Raw genomic sequence first — 18,275 nt, forward strand, 5'->3', positions numbered from 1 at the left:
CGAGGACCTATGGTCTTTTTCAAGCGCTTCGCATCGGCCGGCCTTGCCGCGCTTATCGCAGTTTCTGCCTTCGCGGCAGAGCCAACCAAACCGTGGACCAGCATTGCAACAGTTGGCGCTTTTTCTGCGCCGACTGGCTTGGCGTACGATGCCGGCGGGGGCTTGTATATCACTGAATGGTCAGCGCATCGAGTCATGCACGTTGACCTGGCAGGCGTCAAGCGGCTCATCACTGACCAGATCCAGTCGCCCTCTGGCATTGCGGTGGATCGCCACGGGGTGATTTATGTGTCGTCCTACTCGGGCGGAGTGGTCCATCGCTTGTCTCCGGGCGGAAAACCCGCGGTGTTTGTTCGAGGTCTCCGCACTCCGGCGGGCCTCTCCATCGGACAAGACGATACCTTGCTTGTCGCCGATCGGGGGCTCAACCAAGTTTTGCGCGCGGATGCGACGGGTAACACGCGGGTCATAGCGGATGGGCTGCCGACGCCCGTTGGTGCCGTGGAGTTTGCCGATGGCGCGCTGGTTGTCGCAAATTTGGCTGGCAGCGTCTTGGAGATTCGACCCGATGCTACGCGGCGCGAGCTAACTGGAAAGCTAGGCGCACCCGCGGTTGGCATCGTGGCAGACGGGCCCGATGCTGTACTTGTGCCTGATTACGGCGGCACTTCGGTGTGGCGTGTCACCAGAGACGGCTCCGCGAGGGCATTGATTCAGGACCTGCGCGGCCCGGTGGCGATGGCTCGGTCCCCCGAAGGCTCGGAAGTCGCCGTGGGCAATTGGGGCGATGGCGTGGTGCGGCGCTACCGGCGCGGAAATTGACGACGAGCGCCGAGCGCTCCACTAGGGTACGCCAAGGTACATCGGCGTGAAAACACTGCGGGCAGGAGGAAAGCGCACGCTTCCGAGTTCGCCCAAGGAGGGAAAGTGAATCGTGCCGAAGTCCCAGTTGGACAGTCCGCCGGATCAATTTTGCGAGGCCACGCTGAGCGCCACGGCCTCACCCACCTTGATCCCGTCGACCCCTGCCGACAGAATCCCCCCCGCATAGCTCGCGCCTTCCCCCGCGGGGTACAGCCCGCGCACGTTGAGGCTCTGGAAGTCCTCCCCGCGCGTGATCTTGATCGGCGACGAGGTCCGGGTCTCGACGCCGGTCAGCACCGCGTCGTGCAGGTCGAAGCCCTTGATCTTGCGTCCGAAGGCCGGGAAGGCTTCGCGCATGGCTTCGATCGCATAGGCGGGGAGGGCGGCATGGAGATCGCCCGGCGTCACGCCCGGCTTGTACGAGGGCTCGACGCTTCCGAGCGCCGTCGACGGCTTGCCCGCAACGAAGTCGCCGACCAGTTGCCCCGGCGCGCGGTAGTCGCCGCCGCCGAGCACGAAGGCGGTGGACTCCAGCGCGCGCTGCATCTCGATGCCGGCCAGCGGCGAGCCGGTGCGCCCTTCTTCCCATCCGGGATAGTCGTGCGGGTCGATGCCCACCACGATGCCCGCGTTGGCGTTGCGCTCGTTGCGCGAATACTGGCTCATGCCGTTGGTGACCACGCGGCCCGGTTCGCTGGTCGCGGCCACGACGGTGCCGCCGGGGCACATGCAGAAGCTGTACACCGAGCGACCGTTGCTCGCGTGATGCACGAGCTTGTAGTCGGCCGCGCCCAGCAATGCGTGGCCGGCGTGCCGGCCCCAGCGCGCGCGATCGATCAGGCCCTGCGGATGCTCGACGCGGAAGCCGATCGAGAAGGGCTTGGCCTCGATGTGCACGCCACGTTCGTGCAGCATGGCGAAGGTGTCGCGCGAACTGTGGCCGAGCGCCATCACCACGTGATCGGCGCGCAACTCGCTGGTCTGACCGGTGCGCTGGTCGAGCACGGTGAGGCCGCGCAGGTGCCTGCCCTCGGGCCCGTCTTCGATCAGCACGTCGGTCACGCGTTGTTCGAAGCGGATCTCGCCGCCGAGCGCGGTGATCTGCTCGCGCATGTTCTCCACCACCTTCACGAGCTTGAAAGTGCCGATGTGCGGATGCGCGACATAGAGGATCTCGGGCGGTGCGCCGGCCTTGACGAACTCTTCCATCACCTTGCGGCCGAGAAAGCGTGGGTCCTTGATCTGGCTGTAGAGCTTTCCGTCGGAGAAGGTGCCGGCGCCGCCTTCTCCGAACTGCACGTTCGATTCCGGATTCAGCACGCTCTTGCGCCAGAGGCCCCAGGTGTCCTTGGTGCGCTGTCGCACGGTCTTGCCGCGCTCCAGCACGATGGGCCTGAAGCCCATCTGGGCCAGCACGAGCGCGGCGAAGATGCCGCAAGGGCCGAAGCCGATCACCACCGGCCGCAGCGGCAGCGCCGCCGGCGCTTGCGCCGGCGCCTGCCATGTCATGTCCGGCGTCGCAACGATGCGGGGGTTTTCGGCGAACTTGCGAAGCAGTGCGGCTTCGGTGGCCGGGTCGGCGAGCGTCACGTCGACGATGTAGACCTGCAGCAGTTGCGCCTTGCGCGCGTCGAAGCTGCGCTTGAAGATGCTGAACTCGCGCACGGTGCCGGACGGGGTGCCGAGCACGGCGTCGATGGCTGCGGGGAGGGCCGCTTCGTCGTGGCCGAGCGGCAGTTTGATTTCGGAGATTCGCAACATGTGGGGTGGCTTGGGTCTATCAAGCAGAGGCTCGGATCATAAATCCCCGAACTGAATGAAAAATGCCCTGCGGCGCGCATATTGCGCCGCAGGGCATTCGGTCGGGGGATGGTGCGATCAGACTTCGATCACGCTTCCGAAACGGCTTCCGAACCCAGTCGATCGGCATCCGCCTCCACGCGCTTGAGCGCACGGCCACGGAAGCTCGACCAGGTCACGCCGATCAGCAGCAAGGCCGACAGCGCGATGAAGGCGGCGCTGATGGGACGCTGCACGAACACGCCGACGTCGCCGCGGGACAGCAGCATGGCGCGGCGGAAGTTCTCTTCCACCATCGGCCCGAGCACGAAGCCCAGCATGATCGGCGCCACGGAGAACTCCAGCGTGATCAGCAGCGCGCCGATGACGCCGAAGGCCAGCACTTCCCAGATCTGGAACAGGCTGTTCTGCGTGCTGAAGACGCCCACCGCGATGAAGAACATCGCCGACGGGAACAGGTAGCGGTAGGGCACCTGCAGCATCTTGACCCACACGCCGATCATCGGCACGTTCAGGATGATCAGCAGCACGTTGCCGATCCAGAAGCTGGCGATCAGGCCCCAGAAGATGTCCGGATGCTCGGTGATGAGCTGCGGTCCGGGGGCGATGCCCTGGATCATCAGTGCGCCGAGGATCAGCGCCATCACCGCGTCGCCCGGAATGCCCAGGCTCATCGTCGGGATGAAGTCGACCTGCGTCTTCGAGTGCGAGGAAGCTTCGGGCGAGGCCACGCCGGCGATCATGCCGGTGCCGAACTTCTCCGGCGTCTTCGACACCTTGCGCTCGAGCGCATAGGCGATGAAGGTGGTGATCGTCGGGCCGGTGCCGGGCATAGCGCCGAAGACGGTACCCACCATCGTGCCGCGGACCATCGGCCAGAAGGCTTCCTTCAGCTCGGCCAGGCTCGGCCGCATGTCGCGCATGCGCAGCGTGGTGTTGGCGCTGATGACCGTCATGCGGTTCACGTTCAGCAGGAAGTCGGCCACGCCGAACAGGCCCATTGCGATCGCCACGAGTTCCAGGCCGTCGCTGAGTTCGGGAATGCCGAACGAGAAGCGGAAGCTGCCGGAGTTCACGTCAGTGCCGACCACGCCGCAGAGCAGGCCGAACAGCGTCATGGCGACGCCCTTCAGCGGCGAGCCGCGCGACATGGTGGAACCCGCCAGCAGGCCCAGCAGCATGATCGAGAAGATCTCGGTCGGTCCGAACTTGAAGGCCACGGCCACCAGCAGCGGCGACGCGAAGATCATCACCAGGATGCCCACCGACGCCGCGAAGAAGGACGCGATCATCGTGATGCCGAGCGCCGTCCCGCCCTTGCCTGCCCGCGTCATCGGATAGCCGTCGAGACAGGTCACTGCGTGCGGCGGATGGGAGGGCAGGTTCAGCAGGATGGCGCCGATGGCGCCGCCGTATTGCGAGCCGTAGAAGATGCCGGCCAGCATCAGGATGGCCGGAACCGGGTGCATCGCGTAGGTCAGCGGCAGCAGGATCGAGATCGCCGACAGCGCCCCCATGCCGGGCAGCACGCCGATCAGATTGCCGACCAGCACGCCGAAGAACGACCACATCAGGTTCGTGCCCTGGAAGGCGACGCCGAACCCGAACCAGAGATCATGGAGAGACTGCATCATGATTTACATCCCCCACTGGAAGAGCGGAAGCTGCAAGCGCAGCGCCCACCAGAACACGATCACCGCGACGATGCACATCGACAGCGCCAGCAGGATGGCCTGCGTGATGGTGTTCGTGCGATCGCCCAGCGCCGAGATGAAGACGATGGCGAAAGTCGCCGGGACCAGCCCGCCATACACGCCCACCAGCAGGAAGGCCAGCACGCTCAGGATGATGCAGATGCCGCCGCGCAGGTCGGGAAGGCCCGCTCCATGGCCATGGCCGACGGCGATCTTGGAGGAACTGCCGCTGTCGGACCGGGCGGTGATCGCGATCAGCAGGCCGGTGATGGCCAGCAACGCGCCGATGGCGACCGGAAAGAAGCCGGGGCCCATGCGGGCCGGCGTGCCGGTCCGGTAATCAAGCCCCGCGTAGACCGCGATGAGCCCGACGAACACCATCAAGGCGCCGCCGTAGTAGTCCTTCTTGACCTTCGATGTGAGAGGCTTCATTGCTGCCCCCCGAGCCTGTGGCCCGTATGCCTGCGTTGGCACTGCATGTTTGTCTCCTTTGTCGCATGCGGTGTGCACGCTGAGCGAACGGCAGTCTAGGAATCAAGGCTTCCAATCTGCTTTCAGTGCGAGGCGGCCTCTTCAAAATACGTGTTATCACTTATCGGGTTGAACCGCACACGGTAACTTCAGTACGGCACGCAATCCACCCGGCAGACCATCGAGCGAGGGGGCATCGCCGAGCGTGATTTCGCCGCCGTTGCGTTGCGCATAGGCGTGTGCGATGGCGAGCCCCAGGCCGGCGCCGCGGCGCTCTTCGGGACCGGCCGTATCCGAGCGCTGGAAGCGTTCGAAAGCCGCGGCGCGCCGGCTCTCGGGAATGCCGGGGCCGGTGTCGCAGACCTCGGCTTCGACCCAGTCGCCGTCGAAACGAACCGCCACGTTGACATGGCCGCGAGCGGGCGTGTACTTGATCGCGTTGTGCACCAGGTTCGACAGCGCCTCGTGCAGCTCGGCAGCGTTCGCGGCGACCGGCGCGACCGGTGGCTGGACAGCGCCGCTCTCGTCGGGTTCGTGGTCCGCGTCTTCGGAAACGGCATCCCCGCGTGCGTCGATCCAGCCGAGATCCTGGTTCTTCTCGTGCGCGAGCGGCAGGTGCTGCAGCACGACCTCCCTGGCCACGGCGTTGAGATCGGCGATGGGCATGGGGCCGGCGTCGGATGCGGCCTCGCTCGCGTGGGCGAGGGCCAGCAGCTGCTCGCTCAGGCGACGGGCGCGCACCAGCTGGGCAACGATGGCGCGCAACGTCTCGCGCGTGGTTTCGGGATCGCGTTCGCGCAGCGCATAGCCGGCCTGCGTCAGCATGATGGCGAGCGGCGTGCGCAGTTGATGCGACGCATCGGCGAGAAAGCGCGATTGCTTGGCCAGCAGGTCCCCCTGGTTGGCGATGTGGTGGTTCACCGCCTCGACCAGCGGTGCGACTTCGTAAGGCACGTCGCGCGCGTCGAGCGGCTGGAGGTCGCCCGGCGCGCGTGTCGCGAGGGACCGGCGCAGGCGCTCCAGTGGCCGCAGCGAGAGCGCCACGCCCAGCCACACCAGCACGACCATCACGGCCACGACCCGCACGTCGTTCCACATCGCCTGGTGCCATGAATCCGCCAGCGCCTGCTGGCGGAAGCCCGTGCTTTCCGCAGCCTGGCTGAGCACGCGGTATCCCTCGGTTTCGTCGATGCGGACGGTGCGGCGTATCGCCGCGATGCGAACCGGATAGCCGCGGTAGGTCGCGTCGTAGAACTGCGGAATGTCGTCCAGGCCGGGTGGCGGGGGCGGGAGATCGGAGACGCCCACCAGCGTCTCCTCGGCAGGCGCCGTATTGCCGCCGCCCTTGCTCGACAGTGGCGTGTAGCCCACGTGCAGATGCTTGTGGATCGACCGGGTCGATTCGAACATCGACTGCACCGAAAACGCGGCATCGACACGCGGCTTCAGGTCGTCACCGATCGCAATGCTGTCGTTCAGTGCTTCGACCGGTTCGATGAGTGTCTGGTCGTAGGCGTCCACGACGACCCGCGAAACGGTGCGGTAGTCGATCCACGTATCGATCGCCAGCAGTGCGACGATCACCGGCAGCAGCATCGCGAGCAGCAGCGTCCGGATGCCGATGCGGCGGGACTCAGCCATCGTCAGAGACCGCGGAGACGTCTTCCAGCATGTAGCCGAGGCCGCGCACGGTGGTGATGCGCACGTCGCTGTCTGCCAGCTTGCGGCGCAGCCGGTGCAGCACCAGTTCGATCGCCGCCGGGCCGACCTCGCTGTCGTGGGGGAACACCTTGCCCGAGAGGCGCTGCTTGCCGACCGGCGAGCCGCTGCGCAGCAACAGCGCGGTGAGGGCCGCGTGCTCCCGCGGCGTGAGCGCCAGCAGGTTGCCTTGGAGCATGAAGGCGTGGCTTTCGCTGTCGTAGGTCAGCGAGCCGCAGTGCATGCGCGGATGCTGCGTGCCGCGGCTGCGCCGCACCAGCGCCGTGAGACGCGCTTCCACTTCTTCGACCGCGAAGGGTTTGCTGAGGAAATCGTCTGCGCCCAGATGCAGGCCCCGCACCCGGTCCTGCAGCGAGCCTTCGGCCGTCAGCACCAGCACCGGCGTGCGGTCGCCTTCGTCGCGCATGGTGGAGAGCAGCGTCAGGCCGTGCTTGTCGGGCAGGCGAAGGTCGAGCACGACGGCGTCGTATTCGTTGCCGGCCAGCAGGGCCTCGGCCGTGCGCGCATCGGGCGCATGGTCGGTGACGAAGCCGCTTTGCTTCAGGGCGCGCACCAGCCACGCGGCGAGTTCGGCTTCGTCTTCTACCAGCAGGATGCGCATGCAGGCGTGGTGTCTTGGTTGTCCCTGCTCACGCGGGCAGGAATCCGTCGACCGACAAGTAGCGCTCGCCGGTGTCGTAGTTGAAGCCCAGCACCACCGCATTCGGCGGCAGCGAGGGCAGCTTCTGCGCGATGGCGGTCAGTGTCGCGCCGGAAGAGATGCCGACGAGGATGCCTTCCTCTTGCGCGCAGCGCCGCGCCATCTCGCGCGCGGGTTCGGCATCGACCTGGAGCACGCCGTCGAGCAGCGAGGTGTCGAGGTTCTTGGGGATGAAGCCCGCGCCGATGCCCTGGATGGGGTGGGGCGAGGGCTGTCCGCCGGAAATCACCGGCGAGGCCACCGGTTCCACCGCGAAGACCTTGAGCTTCGGCCACTTCTGCTTGAGGATCCTGGCGCAACCGGTGATGTGCCCGCCGGTGCCCACGCCGGTGATCAGCACGTCGATGCCTTCGGGGAAGTCGTCCGCGATTTCCCGGGCCGTGGTGCGTTCATGAACCTCCACGTTCGCCGGATTGTTGAACTGCTGCGGCATCCATGCGCCGGGCGTGCCGGCGACGATCTCTTCCGCACGGGCGATGGAGCCCTTCATGCCCTTTTCGCGCGGCGTGAGATCGAAGCTCGCGCCGTAGGCCAGCATGAGCCGGCGGCGCTCGACGGACATGCTGTCTGGCATGACCAGGATCAGCTTGTAGCCCTTGACGGCCGCCACCATCGCGAGGCCGATGCCGGTGTTGCCCGAGGTCGGCTCGACGATGGTGCCGCCGGGCTTGAGCGCGCCGGAGCGTTCGGCATCCTCGACCATCGACAGCGCGATGCGGTCCTTGATGGAGCCGGCGGGGTTGGCGCGTTCCGATTTGATCCAGACCTGTTGCGTGGCGTGGCCGAACAGGCGCTGGATGCGGATGTGCGGCGTGTTGCCGATGGTTTGCAGGATGTTGTCAGCTCTCATGATCGTTGCTCGCCCCCAGGCTTCGCGCACTTCGTGTCGCTTCGCCGACCCCCTGCCGGGGGCAATACCGGCGGCCCGGCGAAGCCGGTTCCGCGGTATTTCTGGATTTGGCGTGCTTGCGAAGAGCGGTGGACTGGTACCGGGCCAATGAATGAATCGGAGCGCCATTGTGGCGATAATCGCCAGGTGAAGCACGCTGGACCGCCGCTGGTGCAAGTCTCGAAAGAGCGCACTGGAGGAACGTCCGGACTGCACAGGACAGCGCAGGAGCTAACGGCTCCCCACCGCGAGGTGAGGATCAGAGCAACAGAGACGAGTCGGCCGGGGGCAACCCAGGCCGGGTGAAACGGGCAATCTCTGCGCGCAGCAACACCAAGTAGGCCAGCGTCGATGTGGTTCCGCAGAGCTGGCGGGTAGGTGGCACCGAGCCGTTTGGCGACAAACGGCCCAGAGTAATGGCGGTCACGCTGAAGCGCCCGGAAGGGACTTCAGTGCACAGAATCCGGCTTATAGGTGTGCTTCACATTTTCATTTGGCTCGCCCCCAGGTTGCCCGGCACTTCGTGTCCGGGCGCCCACCCCCTACCGGGGGCAACACCGGCGGCCCGGCAAAGCCGGTTCCGCGGTGTTTCACGAACTGGCCGGGCTTCGCCGGCCCTCGTTCAGAAGCGTTCTTGGGGGGAGAGGTAGCGCCACTGGTTTGGCAGCAGGCCTGCCAGGGGTACGCGGCCGATGCGGATGCGCTTCATGGAGAGGATTTGCAGGCCCGCTTCGTCGCACAGGTGCGCGATCTGGCCTGGGCGGGCACCCTTGAGGGCGAAGCGCAGGCCGGTGTGGCCTTCGGCTTGCTGGCTGACGCTGACGCGGGCGGGCGTGCGTTCGAAGCGCCCCAGCGTCTCGGGGCCAACGGGGCCCGCTACGTCGACCATCACTTCATGCTCCAGGATTCCGGCGTCTTCCTGCAACTTGCGCTCGATGCGCCATTCCTGGGTATAGACGAGCAGGCCGCTTGCGCCGGTCTCCAGGGCCGTCATGCAACGCTGTGCGGCCACGTGGCGTGGCAGGAAGCGCAGGCCGGCGCGTTCGGGTTCCTGGTGGTTGGCGGCCACCAGCAGGCGGTGCGCGTGGTCGGTCGCCATGCCGGCGGGCTTGTGCAGGAGAAGGGTCACAGGGACTACCGGCTCGGGGCGCGCGCCGGCTTCTATTTCGACGTGCTGGTGCGCATGCACGCGCGACTGCGGCAGGAGCGCGGGTTCGCCGTCGACGCGCACGGCGCCGTTCTCGATCAGGAGTTCGGCTTCGCGCCGCGAGCAGCCGGCGAGCGCGGCGACGCGCTTGGCCAGGCGTATGCCGTCTTCGGCGTCGGTCACGTGGGCATCCTCATTCCTTCGCCGTGTGCCGGATGCGCTCGACGTGCGCGGCCAGCGAGCGTGCGGCCACGGGCCACATGCGCTGTGGCACGTCGTCGTAGGCGATCGGCAACCAGTCCTCCGGCGTGCCCTGGGGAAGCCTGCGCATGGCGGCCGCGATCTTGGCTTCGCGCTTGAGGCGGTGTGCCTTCAGGTAGGCCAGGGCCGCGCGCGCTTCGCCCAGCACGTAGCCGTGGGCGGGCAGGATGAATGAGAGTCCGCCTTCGGCGCACGCGGCGTCGAGCTTGTCGAGCGATGCGAGGTAGGCGTTCATGTTGCCGTCGGGGGGGTCGATCACGGTCGTGCTGCCGTTCAGCACGTGGTCGCCGGAGAACAGCAGGCCGTCTTCTTCAAGCACCAGGCAGACGTGGTTGGCCGCGTGGCCCGGCGTGTGGATGGCGCGCAGCGTGTGGGTGTGGGCCGCCGAGGTCAGCACGATGTGCTCCCCGTCCTTGAGCACGCGGTCGGGCGTGAAGCGGGCCGTGGCCCGCGCCGTGGGCGCCGAGGCCAATCCGAGGATGGGCGGAGCGGTCTTGCACAGCTTCTGCAGCGGCAGGGCGCCGGGCGAATGGTCTGCGTGCGAATGCGTGCAGACGATCATGCGGATGTCGCCGTGCGTCGCGCGCCAGAGGCGGCCGATGTGGTCGAAGTCGTTCGGTCCCGGGTCGATCACGATGTAGCCGGTCGCGGTATCGCCCACGATGTAGGTGTTGGTGCCGGGGCCGGTCATGGCGCTCGGGTTGGGCGCGGTCAGGCGCTGCACGTTCTTCAGAAGCGGCACAGGGTGCTCGCTTTGCCAGTCGAGCGCATGCACGAGTTGGCCGTCGGGGCTGACCATCGCGAGTTCGCCGAAGGGCGAATCGGTCTCCATGTAGCGCGCCTCTTGTCCCTTGAGCATTCCGGCGCGCGGGCAACTGGTCCATAGCGGGCCCTCGCCGCCGTGGCGGTTGGCGCAGGCGTAGATCACGGCGTCCACCGTCTTGTAGGCGGCGAGTCTTTCGAGCGTGCGCAGCGTCGGGAAGATCATGAAGAAACTGCCCGCCGCGTGGCGTGCGAGTGCGTCTTCGGGACGCACCCAGCAGGGCTCGAACTGCTCGGTCTCGTCAGCCGTGGGTGTCTGGCCCTCGGGCATCCGCGCCACCAGGAAGGGCACATCGAAGCGCTTGGGCAGGTCGCGATCGGTGATCCAGTGAGCGAAGGTATAGACGCGGTCGGTGGACAGCAGCAGGCCGCGTTCGGCGCACTGGTCCGCGAACGCGACGGTCGTCGTGGCCGTGCTGCGATCCATCGACGCGACTTCTTCGGCGCTCACCGGCCGGCCGTCGGGGTGATGGGCGAGCAAAACGCCCAGTTCCTCGAAGCTTTCGCGGACGGCGGCGATGGCCTGCGTGAGTTGCGTGCGGCTCTGGGTGCGCCGGCGCGTTGCGATGGGGCGGGCGGTGGTGTCGCTTTCGTCGATGCGTCCTCCCGGGAAGACGTAGGCGCCCGGCGCGAAGCTCGCGGTCGCGGAGCGCCGGGTCATCAGCACCTCGATGCCTCCCGGTGTATCGCGCAGCAGGAGCACGGTGGCGGCGGCGCGCAGCGGAGCCGGTTCGCGTTGGGGATGAAGCAGTTGGGTAGGACGGACCATGATCCGGGATTATCGGGAGAAGCCCGCCGGCGCGTGCGGCGCTGTTTCGGGGGGCATAAGCTTCTGTGCGATTCTTCATGAGCAAGACGCCACAATTCCGCCCTTCCTCACTTGTCACGAAAAAGCCTTCATGACCGAATCTTTCACCGGACGCGCACGTCGTCTCCTGATGCTCTCGACACTTGCCCTGTGCGCCGCCACACCGGCCTTTGCGCAAGCCGACTGGCCGCAGCAACCCGTCACGCTGATCATGGGCTTCCCTGCCGGCTCGGGCGTCGACGTCGTCGCGCGCATCATCCAGGAGCCGCTGCAGCGCAAGCTCGGCCAGACGGTGGTGATCGACTACAAGTCGGGCGCAGCCGGCAACATCGCCAGCGAATACGTCGCGCATGCCAAGCCCGACGGCTACACGCTGGCCTTCGGCACCGCTGCCACGCACGGCAGCAACGCAGCGCTCTACAAGAAGCTGCCCTTCGACGTCGAGGCCGACTTCGTCCCGGTGGCGCCGGTGCTCGACGTGTCGAACGTGCTCACGATCAATCCTGATGTGATCAACGTGAAGACGCTCAAGGAGTTCGTCGACGTGGTGAAGGCGAACCCCGGCAAGTACAACTACGCGTCCACCGGCAACGGCGCCGGCACGCACATGGCCTTTGCCGAGTTCAATTCGCGGCTCGGCCTGAGCATGGTGCATGTGCCTTACAAGGGCGGCCCCGAGGCGATCACCTCGGTTGTGCGCGGCGAGACCTGCTGCATCATGAACCAGGTGCAGACCGTGCTGCCGCAGTACAAGGCCGGCAAGGTGCGGTTGCTGGGGGTCACCACCGCGAAGCCCGTCGCGGCCATCAAGGAGGTGCCGACCATCGCGTCGAGCGGACTGCCCGGCACCCAGGACTTCGACAGCTCGATCTGGTTCGGCGTCTTCGCGCCAAAGGGCACCGACCCGCGCATCGTGGAGAAACTCAATGCCGCCATCCAGTCCGTGCTCGAACAGCCCGAGATCCGCGAAAAGTTCGAGAACCAGGGCAACACCATCCGCATCGAGTCGCCCGCGCAGTTCAAGCAGACCGTTCACGCCAACCGCGTGAAGTGGGCCGAGGTCACCAAGGCGGCCAACATCCACATCGACTGAGTTGGCCGGGCTCGTCCCTACGGGGACAGGGCGGGGAGGTATCTGCTGCGACGCAATGTGACAGCGTCCTCCGCGCTCCCTAGAATCGGACGATGAGGTCCGCCAGAGCATGGTTGACGGTATGGATCCTCCTCGCCCTTGTGGTGGGAGCGGCCAATGCCCAAGCCGTGCCCGACGACGCCTCGCCCGCCACGGCGAATGCCGGGACGGTGGTCCTGATGGAACTCGATGGCGCGATCGGCCCGGCGACGGTCGACTACATCCACCGCGGACTCAAGCTCGCCGAAAAAGAAAACGCGCGGCTGGTGGTGATCCAGATCGACACGCCCGGCGGGCTGGACGCCTCGATGCGCGACATCATCAAGGACATCCTCGCGTCACCGGTTCCGGTCGCAAGCTTTGTCGCGCCCAATGGCGCCCGCGCCGCCAGTGCCGGCACCTACATCCTCTACGCCAGCCATATCGCGGCCATGACGCCCGCTTCCAATCTCGGTGCCGCGACGCCGGTGGCCATCGGCATGCCGACCCCGGCTGCGCCGACCGCGAAGCCCGAGTCGCCGGCCAAGGGAGAAGCCGCGGGCGATCCCATGACCGCCAAGCGCCTTGCCGATGCGTCGGCCTACATCCGCAGCCTGGCGCAACTGCGCGGGCGCAATGCGGATTGGGGTGAAAAGGCGGTGCGCGAATCGGTGAGCCTGTCGGCCCAGGAGGCCCTGGAGAAGAACGTCATCACCCTGATCGCGCAGGACGTGTCCGACCTGCTGATGCAGGTGAACGGGCGCGAAGTGCAAACGGCCAAGGGCAAGGTGCGCCTGGCCACGCTGCGTTCGGAAGTGCTCGTGGTGGACGCCGACTGGCGCACTCGTCTGCTGTCGGTGATCACCGAACCCAGCCTGGCGCTGATCCTGCTGATGGTCGGCGTATATGGCCTGCTGTTCGAGTTCTCCAACCCGGGCTTCGTGTTGCCTGGCGTGGTGGGCGCCATCAGCCTGATCGTCGCGCTCTTCGGCCTGCAGATGCTGCCGATCAATCTCGCGGGGCTGGGGCTGATCTTCCTGGGTGTGGCCTTCCTCATCGCCGAGGCTTTCCTGCCGACCTTCGGCGTGCTGGGCGTGGGCGGCATTGCGGCGTTCTGTGTCGGCGCGCTGCTCTTGATCGACAACGACGTGCCGGGCTTCGGCGTGCCGCTGTGGCTGGTGGGGCTGCTGGCGCTCGGGTCCGCGGCGTTCATCCTCGTCGTCGGCGGGATCGCGGCGAAAACGCGACGACGGCCGTTGGCGGTCGGTGTCTCGACGCTTGTCGGCGCCACGGGCGAACTGATCGAGTTCGCGGACGGCGAGGGCTGGGCGCAGATCCAGGGCGACTACTGGAAGGTGCGCGGCGCGGAGGGCCTGAGCCCCGGACGGCGCATTCGCGTCACGCGCGTGCAGGGCCTGGCGCTGCAGGTCGCCGAGGACAAGGAAAGCCCGGCCGGAGCCTGACCATGTTCATCAACTTCAGCCTCTTTTTCATCGGCTTCATCGTGCTGCTGGTGGCGATGCTCGCGGCCGCGTCGCTGCGCATCCTGCGCGAGTACGAGCGCGGCGTGGTGTTCCAGCTCGGGCGCTTCTGGAAGGTCAAGGGGCCGGGGCTGGTGATCCTGATCCCCGGGGTCCAGCAGATGGTGCGGGTGGGGCTTCGCGTGATGGTGCTCGACATTCCCAGCCAGGACCTGATCACGCGCGACAACGTGTCGGTGAAGGTGAATGCGGTGCTCTACTTTCGCGTCATCGACCCCGAGAAGGCGATCATCCAGGTCGAGAAGTACTTCGAGGCCACCAGCCAGTTGGCGCAGACAACCTTGCGCGCGGTGCTCGGCAAGCACGAACTCGACGACCTGCTGGCGGAGCGCGAGCGCCTCAACCTCGACATCCAGAAGACGCTGGAGGCGCAGACCTTCCTCTGGGGCATCAAGGTGACCAACGTCGAGATCAAGCACGTGGACCTGAACGACAACATGGTGCGCGCGATTGCCCGGCAGGCTGAGGCGGAGCGCGAGCGGCGGGCCAAGGTGATCCATGCCGAGGGCGAACTGCAAGCTTCCGTCAAGCTGGCCGAGGCCGCCGAGATCCTGGGTCGCCAGCCGCAGGCGATTCAGTTGCGCTACCTTGAAACATTGACTGTGATCGCGGCCGACAAGAATTCGACCATCGTCTTTCCGCTGCCACTCGAACTGATCGGGCCGTTGATGACGTGGCTGGACCGGAAGCCCGGGCCGCCCGGCGGGTCTGGTTCATAGCTGCTTGTCGTTCAGGTGCCGAATGCGTCCAGGCCCTGCACCAGCCGCTTCGACAGGCGGGGCTGCCGGAGCTGCTCCAGCCACCATTCGAGCGCGCGGCCTTCGTGCTCGCCGCGCCAGGCCACGTAGAGGATGTTCGGCTCGCGCGGGTCGGCGGTCTGCTTTTCGACCAGTTCGCCGCGCTTGAGCAGGGCGCCGGCGCGTTGGCGAGGCAACCAGCCGACGCCGAGGCCCTCGCGCTGCGCAAGAATCTTCGCGCGCATGGTCGGCACCGCCAACACGGGCTGGCCGCCATGGATGCCGTAGGCGCTGCCCGCGGTGGTGCGCGATGAGTCGGCGACGACCACTGCACGGTGGCCGGTGACCGTATCCCGGCCGAGCGGCTCTTTCGCCGAAGCGAGGGGATGACGCGGCGAGACGGCGAAGACCCACTCCATCACGCCGAGTTCGAACCAGCGCAGCCCCTCGATCGACGGCGGCTCGTTCGTCGCCCCGATGACGATATCGGCACGGCCGTCGCGCAAGGCCTCCCAGGTGCCTCGCAGGACTTCGTGCGTCACGCGCAGCGGAACGCCCGATTCGAGCGCATCGAACGCGCCGATCACCGGGAGCAGCGTTTCGAATTCGATGATCTCGTCGGTCACGATCCACAGGCGGTCTTCCCAGCCGCTGGCGACCTGCCGAACCCGCTGCGACAGCCGCGACACGTCCACTGCCAGCCGAGCGGCCTCCTGGGCAAGGAGCTGCCCGGCGGGCGTCAGCTGCAACCGGTAGCGGCGCCGGTCGAACAGCAGTGCATCGAACTTCTCTTCGAGCTGGCGCGCTGCGTGCGAAACGGTTGAAGGCGCCTTGCCGAGCCGCGCGGCGGCGCGCGATAGGCTTCCGCTCACCCGAATGGCCTCCAGGAGCGCGAGTTCGTCGTCTGAGAGCATCGTCGAGTCCTTCGAACAAGTTCGGCGAAATGATGCCACGACGGCCCAAGACGTTCGAAGTTTTCGCACATGTCCGCACCGGAAACCGGCACGTCAAAAGTGCGCCCGAAGCCGACCATTCAGTCACGGTCATTTCACCGGAACTCAATGGAGCACATCATGGAACGCTTTCAAGACAAGACAGTACTGATCACCGGCGGCACGAGCGGCATCGGCCTGGCCGCCGCCAAGGCCTTCGTGGCGGAGGGCGCGCGCGTCGTCGTCACGGGCCGCGACGCCGCGGCGCTCGAAAAGGCGCAAGCCGAACTCGGGCCGAAGGCCATCGCCATTCGCAATGACGCCGGGGTGCCGTCGGCGGCGAAGGAGCTGGCCGCCGCCATTGCCGGCCATGGCCTGAAGCTCGACGCCGTCTTCCTGAACGCCGGCGTCGCGAGATTCGCAGGCCTGTCGGATGTGACGGAAGCCTTCTGGGACGACATCTTCAACATCAACGTCAAGGGCCTGTTCTTCCAGATCCAGGCCGTGACGCCGCTGCTCGCGCAGGGCGCGTCGATCGTGATCAACGGCTCGATCAACGCACACATCGGCATGCCCGGCACGGCCGTCTATGCGGCCAGCAAGGCGGCAGTCATCTCGCTCGCCAAGACGCTGTCGGCCGAACTGCTGCCGCGCGGCGCGCGCGTCAACGTCCTCAGTCCCGGCCCCGTGCGGACGCCGATCTACGGCAAGCTCGGCCTGGACGCCCCCACGCTGGAAGCCACCGCGGCGCAGATTCAGGCGCAGATTCCGCTCGGCCGCTTCGGCACGCCGGAAGAAATCGCCGCCACCGTGCTTCACCTCGCCGCGCCGGAGTCCGCCTTCATCGTGGGCACCGAGATCGTGGTCGACGGAGGCATGAGCCAGCTTTGATCGGCACCCCCGGTGGCATCGGGCCGTGGCAAGATGCCCCGTCTTTGTCTCGATCCGGTGCCATCGCATGCTGGTCAATTGCGTCGTCTACGAAAACGGCATCAAGCTTGCCGACATTCCCGTCTCCAGCATCAGCGAGTACGTGTCGCTGCCGGGCTGCTTCGTATGGGTGGCATTGCACGATGCCACGCCCGAGGAACTTGCCGAGGTGCAGATCGAATTCGGCCTGCATCCGCTGGCGGTCGAGGACGCCCAGCACGGTCATCAGCGGCCGAAGGTGGAGGAGTACGAAGGCTCGCTGTTCGTCGTCATGCACCTGCTGGAGCCCGATAAGCACGACAAGTTGGAGCTGAACGTCGGGGAGGTCGATGTTTTCGTCGGCACCAATTACGTCGTTTCGGTGCGCAACCGCAGCGAGCACGGTTTCGTTGAAGTGCGCGAGCGCTGCGAGCGCGAGCCCGAGCTGTTGAGGAACGGCCCGGGCTTTGTGCTGTATGCGCTGATGGATGCGGTGGTCGACCGCTACTTCCCGATCATCGATGCGTTCGAGGTCGAGCTGGAGACCATCGAGCAGCGCATCTTCACCAAGGGCGAGGCGCGCGAGAACGTCCGGCGCCTGTATGAGCTGAAGCAGCGGCTCACCCTTCTCAAGCATGCCGTCGCGCCGCTGCTCGAAGGCGTCGGCAAGCTGCATGGGGGTCGCGTGCCGCAGATCTGCATGGGTTCGCAGGAGTATTTTCGCGACGTGGTCGACCATCTGGGGCGCATCAACGCGTCCATCGACGCCATCCGCGACACCATCGGGACGGCGATCAGCGTGAATCTGTCGATGGTCACGATCGAGGACAACGAAGTCACCAAGCGCCTGGCCGCATGGGCAGCCATCTTCGCGGTGTGCACGTCCTTCGCGGGCATCTGGGGCATGAACTTCAAGAACATGCCGGAACTGGATTGGCGCTTTGGCTACCCGGCCGCGCTGGTGGTCATCGTGGCGCTCTGCGGCTATCTGTATTACCGCTTCCGGCGCGCCGGCTGGGTCTGAGGCGGCGCCGCGTTGCCTTCGGCGAAAAGGCTCGCGAGATCGACTTCCTGCTCCGCCGCGGCGCCGGCGATCACGCGCTGCTCCAGTTCGTCGAGATGCGCCATGGCCGCGGAAACGGCGCTTTCGAGCGACGGACCCGTCAGCGCCTCGATGATTTCCTCGTGCTCCCTCGGCGCGCAGCTTGCAGCTTCCACTGAGTCGTAGAGGGCCTTGTAGAGCTCGGTGTTGGACACCAGCCGCTGGATGTAGGAGAGCAGTTCGTCGCTGCCCGCCATTTGCGCGAGCAGGAGATGGAAGTCGCCCGCCAGCCGGATCGAGTCCTCGCGCCGTCCTTCCTTGAAGGCGCGCTGCTCGGCCAGGACATGCTTGCGAAGCGCCGCGGTCTGCTCGCGCGACAGCTGGCCGAACAGCGTCGTGATCAGGCCGGCCTCGACGATGCGGCGCGCGCGGTAGATGCCGCGCATGTCGTCGATCGACGGGTTCGGCACGAAAGCGCCACGGTTGTATTCGAGGTCCAGCTTCTTTTCGGCGCCCAGCCGTGCCAGCACCTTGCGGATCGCGCCGCGCGTGCAGCCGAGCGCTTCGGCCAGCGCGCGCTCGCGCAGCGGCGTGCCAGGCCGGAGCTTCCCGCTGAGGAGCGCCTTCGAGACCGCCGCGTAGACGCGTTCGTCCACGCTCGCATCGGTGGTCGATGCGTCGTCGCTCGCGTTGTCGGCGGATTCCGCCGGACTCGGTGGTGTGGCGGGGTCGGTGGTGCGGCGGCGGACGGACGTGGGCATGGAGATCCGGTGGGTGGCGTCGGCGGAGGCCGACCGTCACCGGAAATGTTAACCGTGGCGCTGGCGT

Annotated in this window: 16 protein-coding genes and 1 other RNA gene; 7 read left to right on the forward strand and 10 right to left on the reverse strand. The window is 66.7% G+C overall.

Annotated elements, in window-relative coordinates; translation table 11 throughout:
• Positions 1-9: 9 nt before the first annotated feature.
• Positions 10-822, forward strand: coding sequence for an NHL repeat-containing protein (locus AC1DN9_RS24870; RefSeq protein ID WP_478104472.1), 813 nt, complete (start codon positions 10-12; stop codon positions 820-822).
• 144 nt (positions 823-966) lie between these two features.
• Here AC1DN9_RS24870 and AC1DN9_RS24875 read toward each other — a convergent pair whose 3' ends face one another.
• From AC1DN9_RS24875 to cysK, 6 genes are all read right to left on the reverse strand, one after another.
• Entirely contained in the window at positions 967-2,625 is a 1,659-nt protein-coding gene (locus AC1DN9_RS24875) for an NAD(P)/FAD-dependent oxidoreductase (RefSeq protein WP_478104473.1), read from the reverse strand.
• A gap of 128 nt (positions 2,626-2,753) precedes the next feature.
• On the reverse strand, positions 2,754-4,298 hold the full coding sequence (locus tag AC1DN9_RS24880) for a tripartite tricarboxylate transporter permease (protein WP_478104475.1): 1,545 nt from the start codon (positions 4,296-4,298) through the stop codon (positions 2,754-2,756).
• 3 nt (positions 4,299-4,301) lie between these two features.
• On the reverse strand, positions 4,302-4,790 hold the full coding sequence (locus AC1DN9_RS24885; RefSeq protein WP_478104476.1) for a tripartite tricarboxylate transporter TctB family protein: 489 nt from the start codon (positions 4,788-4,790) through the stop codon (positions 4,302-4,304).
• 156 nt (positions 4,791-4,946) lie between these two features.
• Positions 4,947-6,470 carry a sensor histidine kinase gene (locus AC1DN9_RS24890; protein WP_478104477.1) on the reverse strand — a complete coding sequence of 508 codons (1,524 nt, stop codon included), beginning with the start codon at positions 6,468-6,470 and terminating at the stop codon, positions 4,947-4,949.
• Positions 6,463-7,149 (reverse strand): response regulator, encoded by a 687-nt coding sequence (locus AC1DN9_RS24895; protein ID WP_478104479.1) that lies wholly within the window; start codon positions 7,147-7,149, stop codon positions 6,463-6,465. Before AC1DN9_RS24895 ends, AC1DN9_RS24890 begins: the two co-directional genes overlap by 8 nt.
• Before the next feature lie 28 nt (positions 7,150-7,177).
• On the reverse strand, positions 7,178-8,098 hold the full coding sequence (cysK, locus tag AC1DN9_RS24900) for a cysteine synthase A (RefSeq protein WP_478104480.1): 921 nt from the start codon (positions 8,096-8,098) through the stop codon (positions 7,178-7,180).
• 188 nt (positions 8,099-8,286) lie between these two features.
• Here cysK and rnpB point away from each other — a divergent pair.
• An RNA gene (gene rnpB / locus AC1DN9_RS24905) (RNase P RNA component class A) lies at positions 8,287-8,624 on the forward strand.
• 135 nt (positions 8,625-8,759) lie between these two features.
• On the opposite strand, the gene AC1DN9_RS24910 is transcribed toward rnpB, so the two are convergent.
• Together AC1DN9_RS24910 and AC1DN9_RS24915 are read right to left on the reverse strand one after the other, a co-directional pair.
• On the reverse strand, positions 8,760-9,467 hold the full coding sequence (locus AC1DN9_RS24910; protein ID WP_478104481.1) for an RNA pseudouridine synthase: 708 nt from the start codon (positions 9,465-9,467) through the stop codon (positions 8,760-8,762).
• Between the two features lie 10 nt (positions 9,468-9,477).
• On the reverse strand, positions 9,478-11,136 hold the full coding sequence (locus AC1DN9_RS24915; protein WP_478104482.1) for an MBL fold metallo-hydrolase: 1,659 nt from the start codon (positions 11,134-11,136) through the stop codon (positions 9,478-9,480).
• 169 nt (positions 11,137-11,305) lie between these two features.
• Between AC1DN9_RS24915 and AC1DN9_RS24920 the strand changes: the two genes are divergently transcribed.
• The 3 genes from AC1DN9_RS24920 (at position 11,306) to AC1DN9_RS24930 (ending at position 14,546) form a co-directional block, all read left to right on the forward strand.
• Positions 11,306-12,268, forward strand: coding sequence for a Bug family tripartite tricarboxylate transporter substrate binding protein (locus tag AC1DN9_RS24920; RefSeq protein WP_478104546.1), 963 nt, complete (start codon positions 11,306-11,308; stop codon positions 12,266-12,268).
• A 92-nt stretch (positions 12,269-12,360) separates the two neighbouring features.
• Positions 12,361-13,749 carry an NfeD family protein gene (locus AC1DN9_RS24925; RefSeq protein WP_478104484.1) on the forward strand — a complete coding sequence of 463 codons (1,389 nt, stop codon included), beginning with the start codon at positions 12,361-12,363 and terminating at the stop codon, positions 13,747-13,749.
• Between the two features lie 2 nt (positions 13,750-13,751).
• Positions 13,752-14,546, forward strand: coding sequence for a slipin family protein (locus tag AC1DN9_RS24930; protein ID WP_478104485.1), 795 nt, complete (start codon positions 13,752-13,754; stop codon positions 14,544-14,546).
• 11 nt (positions 14,547-14,557) lie between these two features.
• Here AC1DN9_RS24930 and AC1DN9_RS24935 read toward each other — a convergent pair whose 3' ends face one another.
• A complete protein-coding gene (locus tag AC1DN9_RS24935) occupies positions 14,558-15,478 on the reverse strand; it encodes a LysR family transcriptional regulator (RefSeq protein WP_478104486.1) in 921 nt (306 codons plus the stop codon).
• Positions 15,479-15,637: 159 nt separating this feature from the next.
• On the opposite strand from AC1DN9_RS24935, the gene AC1DN9_RS24940 reads away from it, so the two are divergent.
• Together AC1DN9_RS24940 and corA are read left to right on the forward strand one after the other, a co-directional pair.
• Positions 15,638-16,387: an SDR family oxidoreductase gene (locus AC1DN9_RS24940; protein ID WP_478104488.1), complete on the forward strand. Its 750-nt coding sequence runs from the start codon at positions 15,638-15,640 to the stop codon at positions 16,385-16,387.
• A gap of 67 nt (positions 16,388-16,454) precedes the next feature.
• Positions 16,455-17,429, forward strand: a complete 975-nt coding sequence (gene corA, locus AC1DN9_RS24945) for a magnesium/cobalt transporter CorA (RefSeq protein WP_478104489.1) — start codon at positions 16,455-16,457, stop codon at positions 17,427-17,429.
• Here corA and AC1DN9_RS24950 read toward each other — a convergent pair.
• On the reverse strand, positions 17,399-18,208 hold the full coding sequence (locus AC1DN9_RS24950; protein ID WP_478104490.1) for a GntR family transcriptional regulator: 810 nt from the start codon (positions 18,206-18,208) through the stop codon (positions 17,399-17,401). The genes corA and AC1DN9_RS24950 overlap by 31 nt on opposite strands.
• Between the last annotated feature and the right edge of the window lie 67 nt (positions 18,209-18,275).

The sequence above is a fragment of the Variovorax sp. 05L425 genome, assembly GCF_056397705.1.

Bases quoted from the DNA above. Each gene is read 5' to 3' on its own strand.
- AC1DN9_RS24870 (WP_478104472.1), top strand. From the start codon at position 10: ATGGTCTTTTTCAAGCGCTTCGCATCGGCCGGCCTTGCCGCGCTTATC.
- AC1DN9_RS24875 (WP_478104473.1), bottom strand. From the start codon at position 2,625: ATGTTGCGAATCTCCGAAATCAAACTGCCGCTCGGCCACGACGAAGCG.
- AC1DN9_RS24880 (WP_478104475.1), bottom strand. From the start codon at position 4,298: ATGATGCAGTCTCTCCATGATCTCTGGTTCGGGTTCGGCGTCGCCTTC.
- AC1DN9_RS24885 (WP_478104476.1), bottom strand. From the start codon at position 4,790: ATGAAGCCTCTCACATCGAAGGTCAAGAAGGACTACTACGGCGGCGCC.
- AC1DN9_RS24890 (WP_478104477.1), bottom strand. From the start codon at position 6,470: ATGGCTGAGTCCCGCCGCATCGGCATCCGGACGCTGCTGCTCGCGATG.
- AC1DN9_RS24895 (WP_478104479.1), bottom strand. From the start codon at position 7,149: ATGCGCATCCTGCTGGTAGAAGACGAAGCCGAACTCGCCGCGTGGCTG.
- cysK (WP_478104480.1), bottom strand. From the start codon at position 8,098: ATGAGAGCTGACAACATCCTGCAAACCATCGGCAACACGCCGCACATC.
- AC1DN9_RS24915 (WP_478104482.1), bottom strand. From the start codon at position 11,136: ATGGTCCGTCCTACCCAACTGCTTCATCCCCAACGCGAACCGGCTCCG.
- AC1DN9_RS24920 (WP_478104546.1), top strand. From the start codon at position 11,306: ATGCTCTCGACACTTGCCCTGTGCGCCGCCACACCGGCCTTTGCGCAA.
- AC1DN9_RS24925 (WP_478104484.1), top strand. From the start codon at position 12,361: ATGAGGTCCGCCAGAGCATGGTTGACGGTATGGATCCTCCTCGCCCTT.
- AC1DN9_RS24930 (WP_478104485.1), top strand. From the start codon at position 13,752: ATGTTCATCAACTTCAGCCTCTTTTTCATCGGCTTCATCGTGCTGCTG.
- AC1DN9_RS24935 (WP_478104486.1), bottom strand. From the start codon at position 15,478: ATGCTCTCAGACGACGAACTCGCGCTCCTGGAGGCCATTCGGGTGAGC.
- AC1DN9_RS24940 (WP_478104488.1), top strand. From the start codon at position 15,638: ATGGAACGCTTTCAAGACAAGACAGTACTGATCACCGGCGGCACGAGC.
- corA (WP_478104489.1), top strand. From the start codon at position 16,455: ATGCTGGTCAATTGCGTCGTCTACGAAAACGGCATCAAGCTTGCCGAC.
- AC1DN9_RS24950 (WP_478104490.1), bottom strand. From the start codon at position 18,208: ATGCCCACGTCCGTCCGCCGCCGCACCACCGACCCCGCCACACCACCG.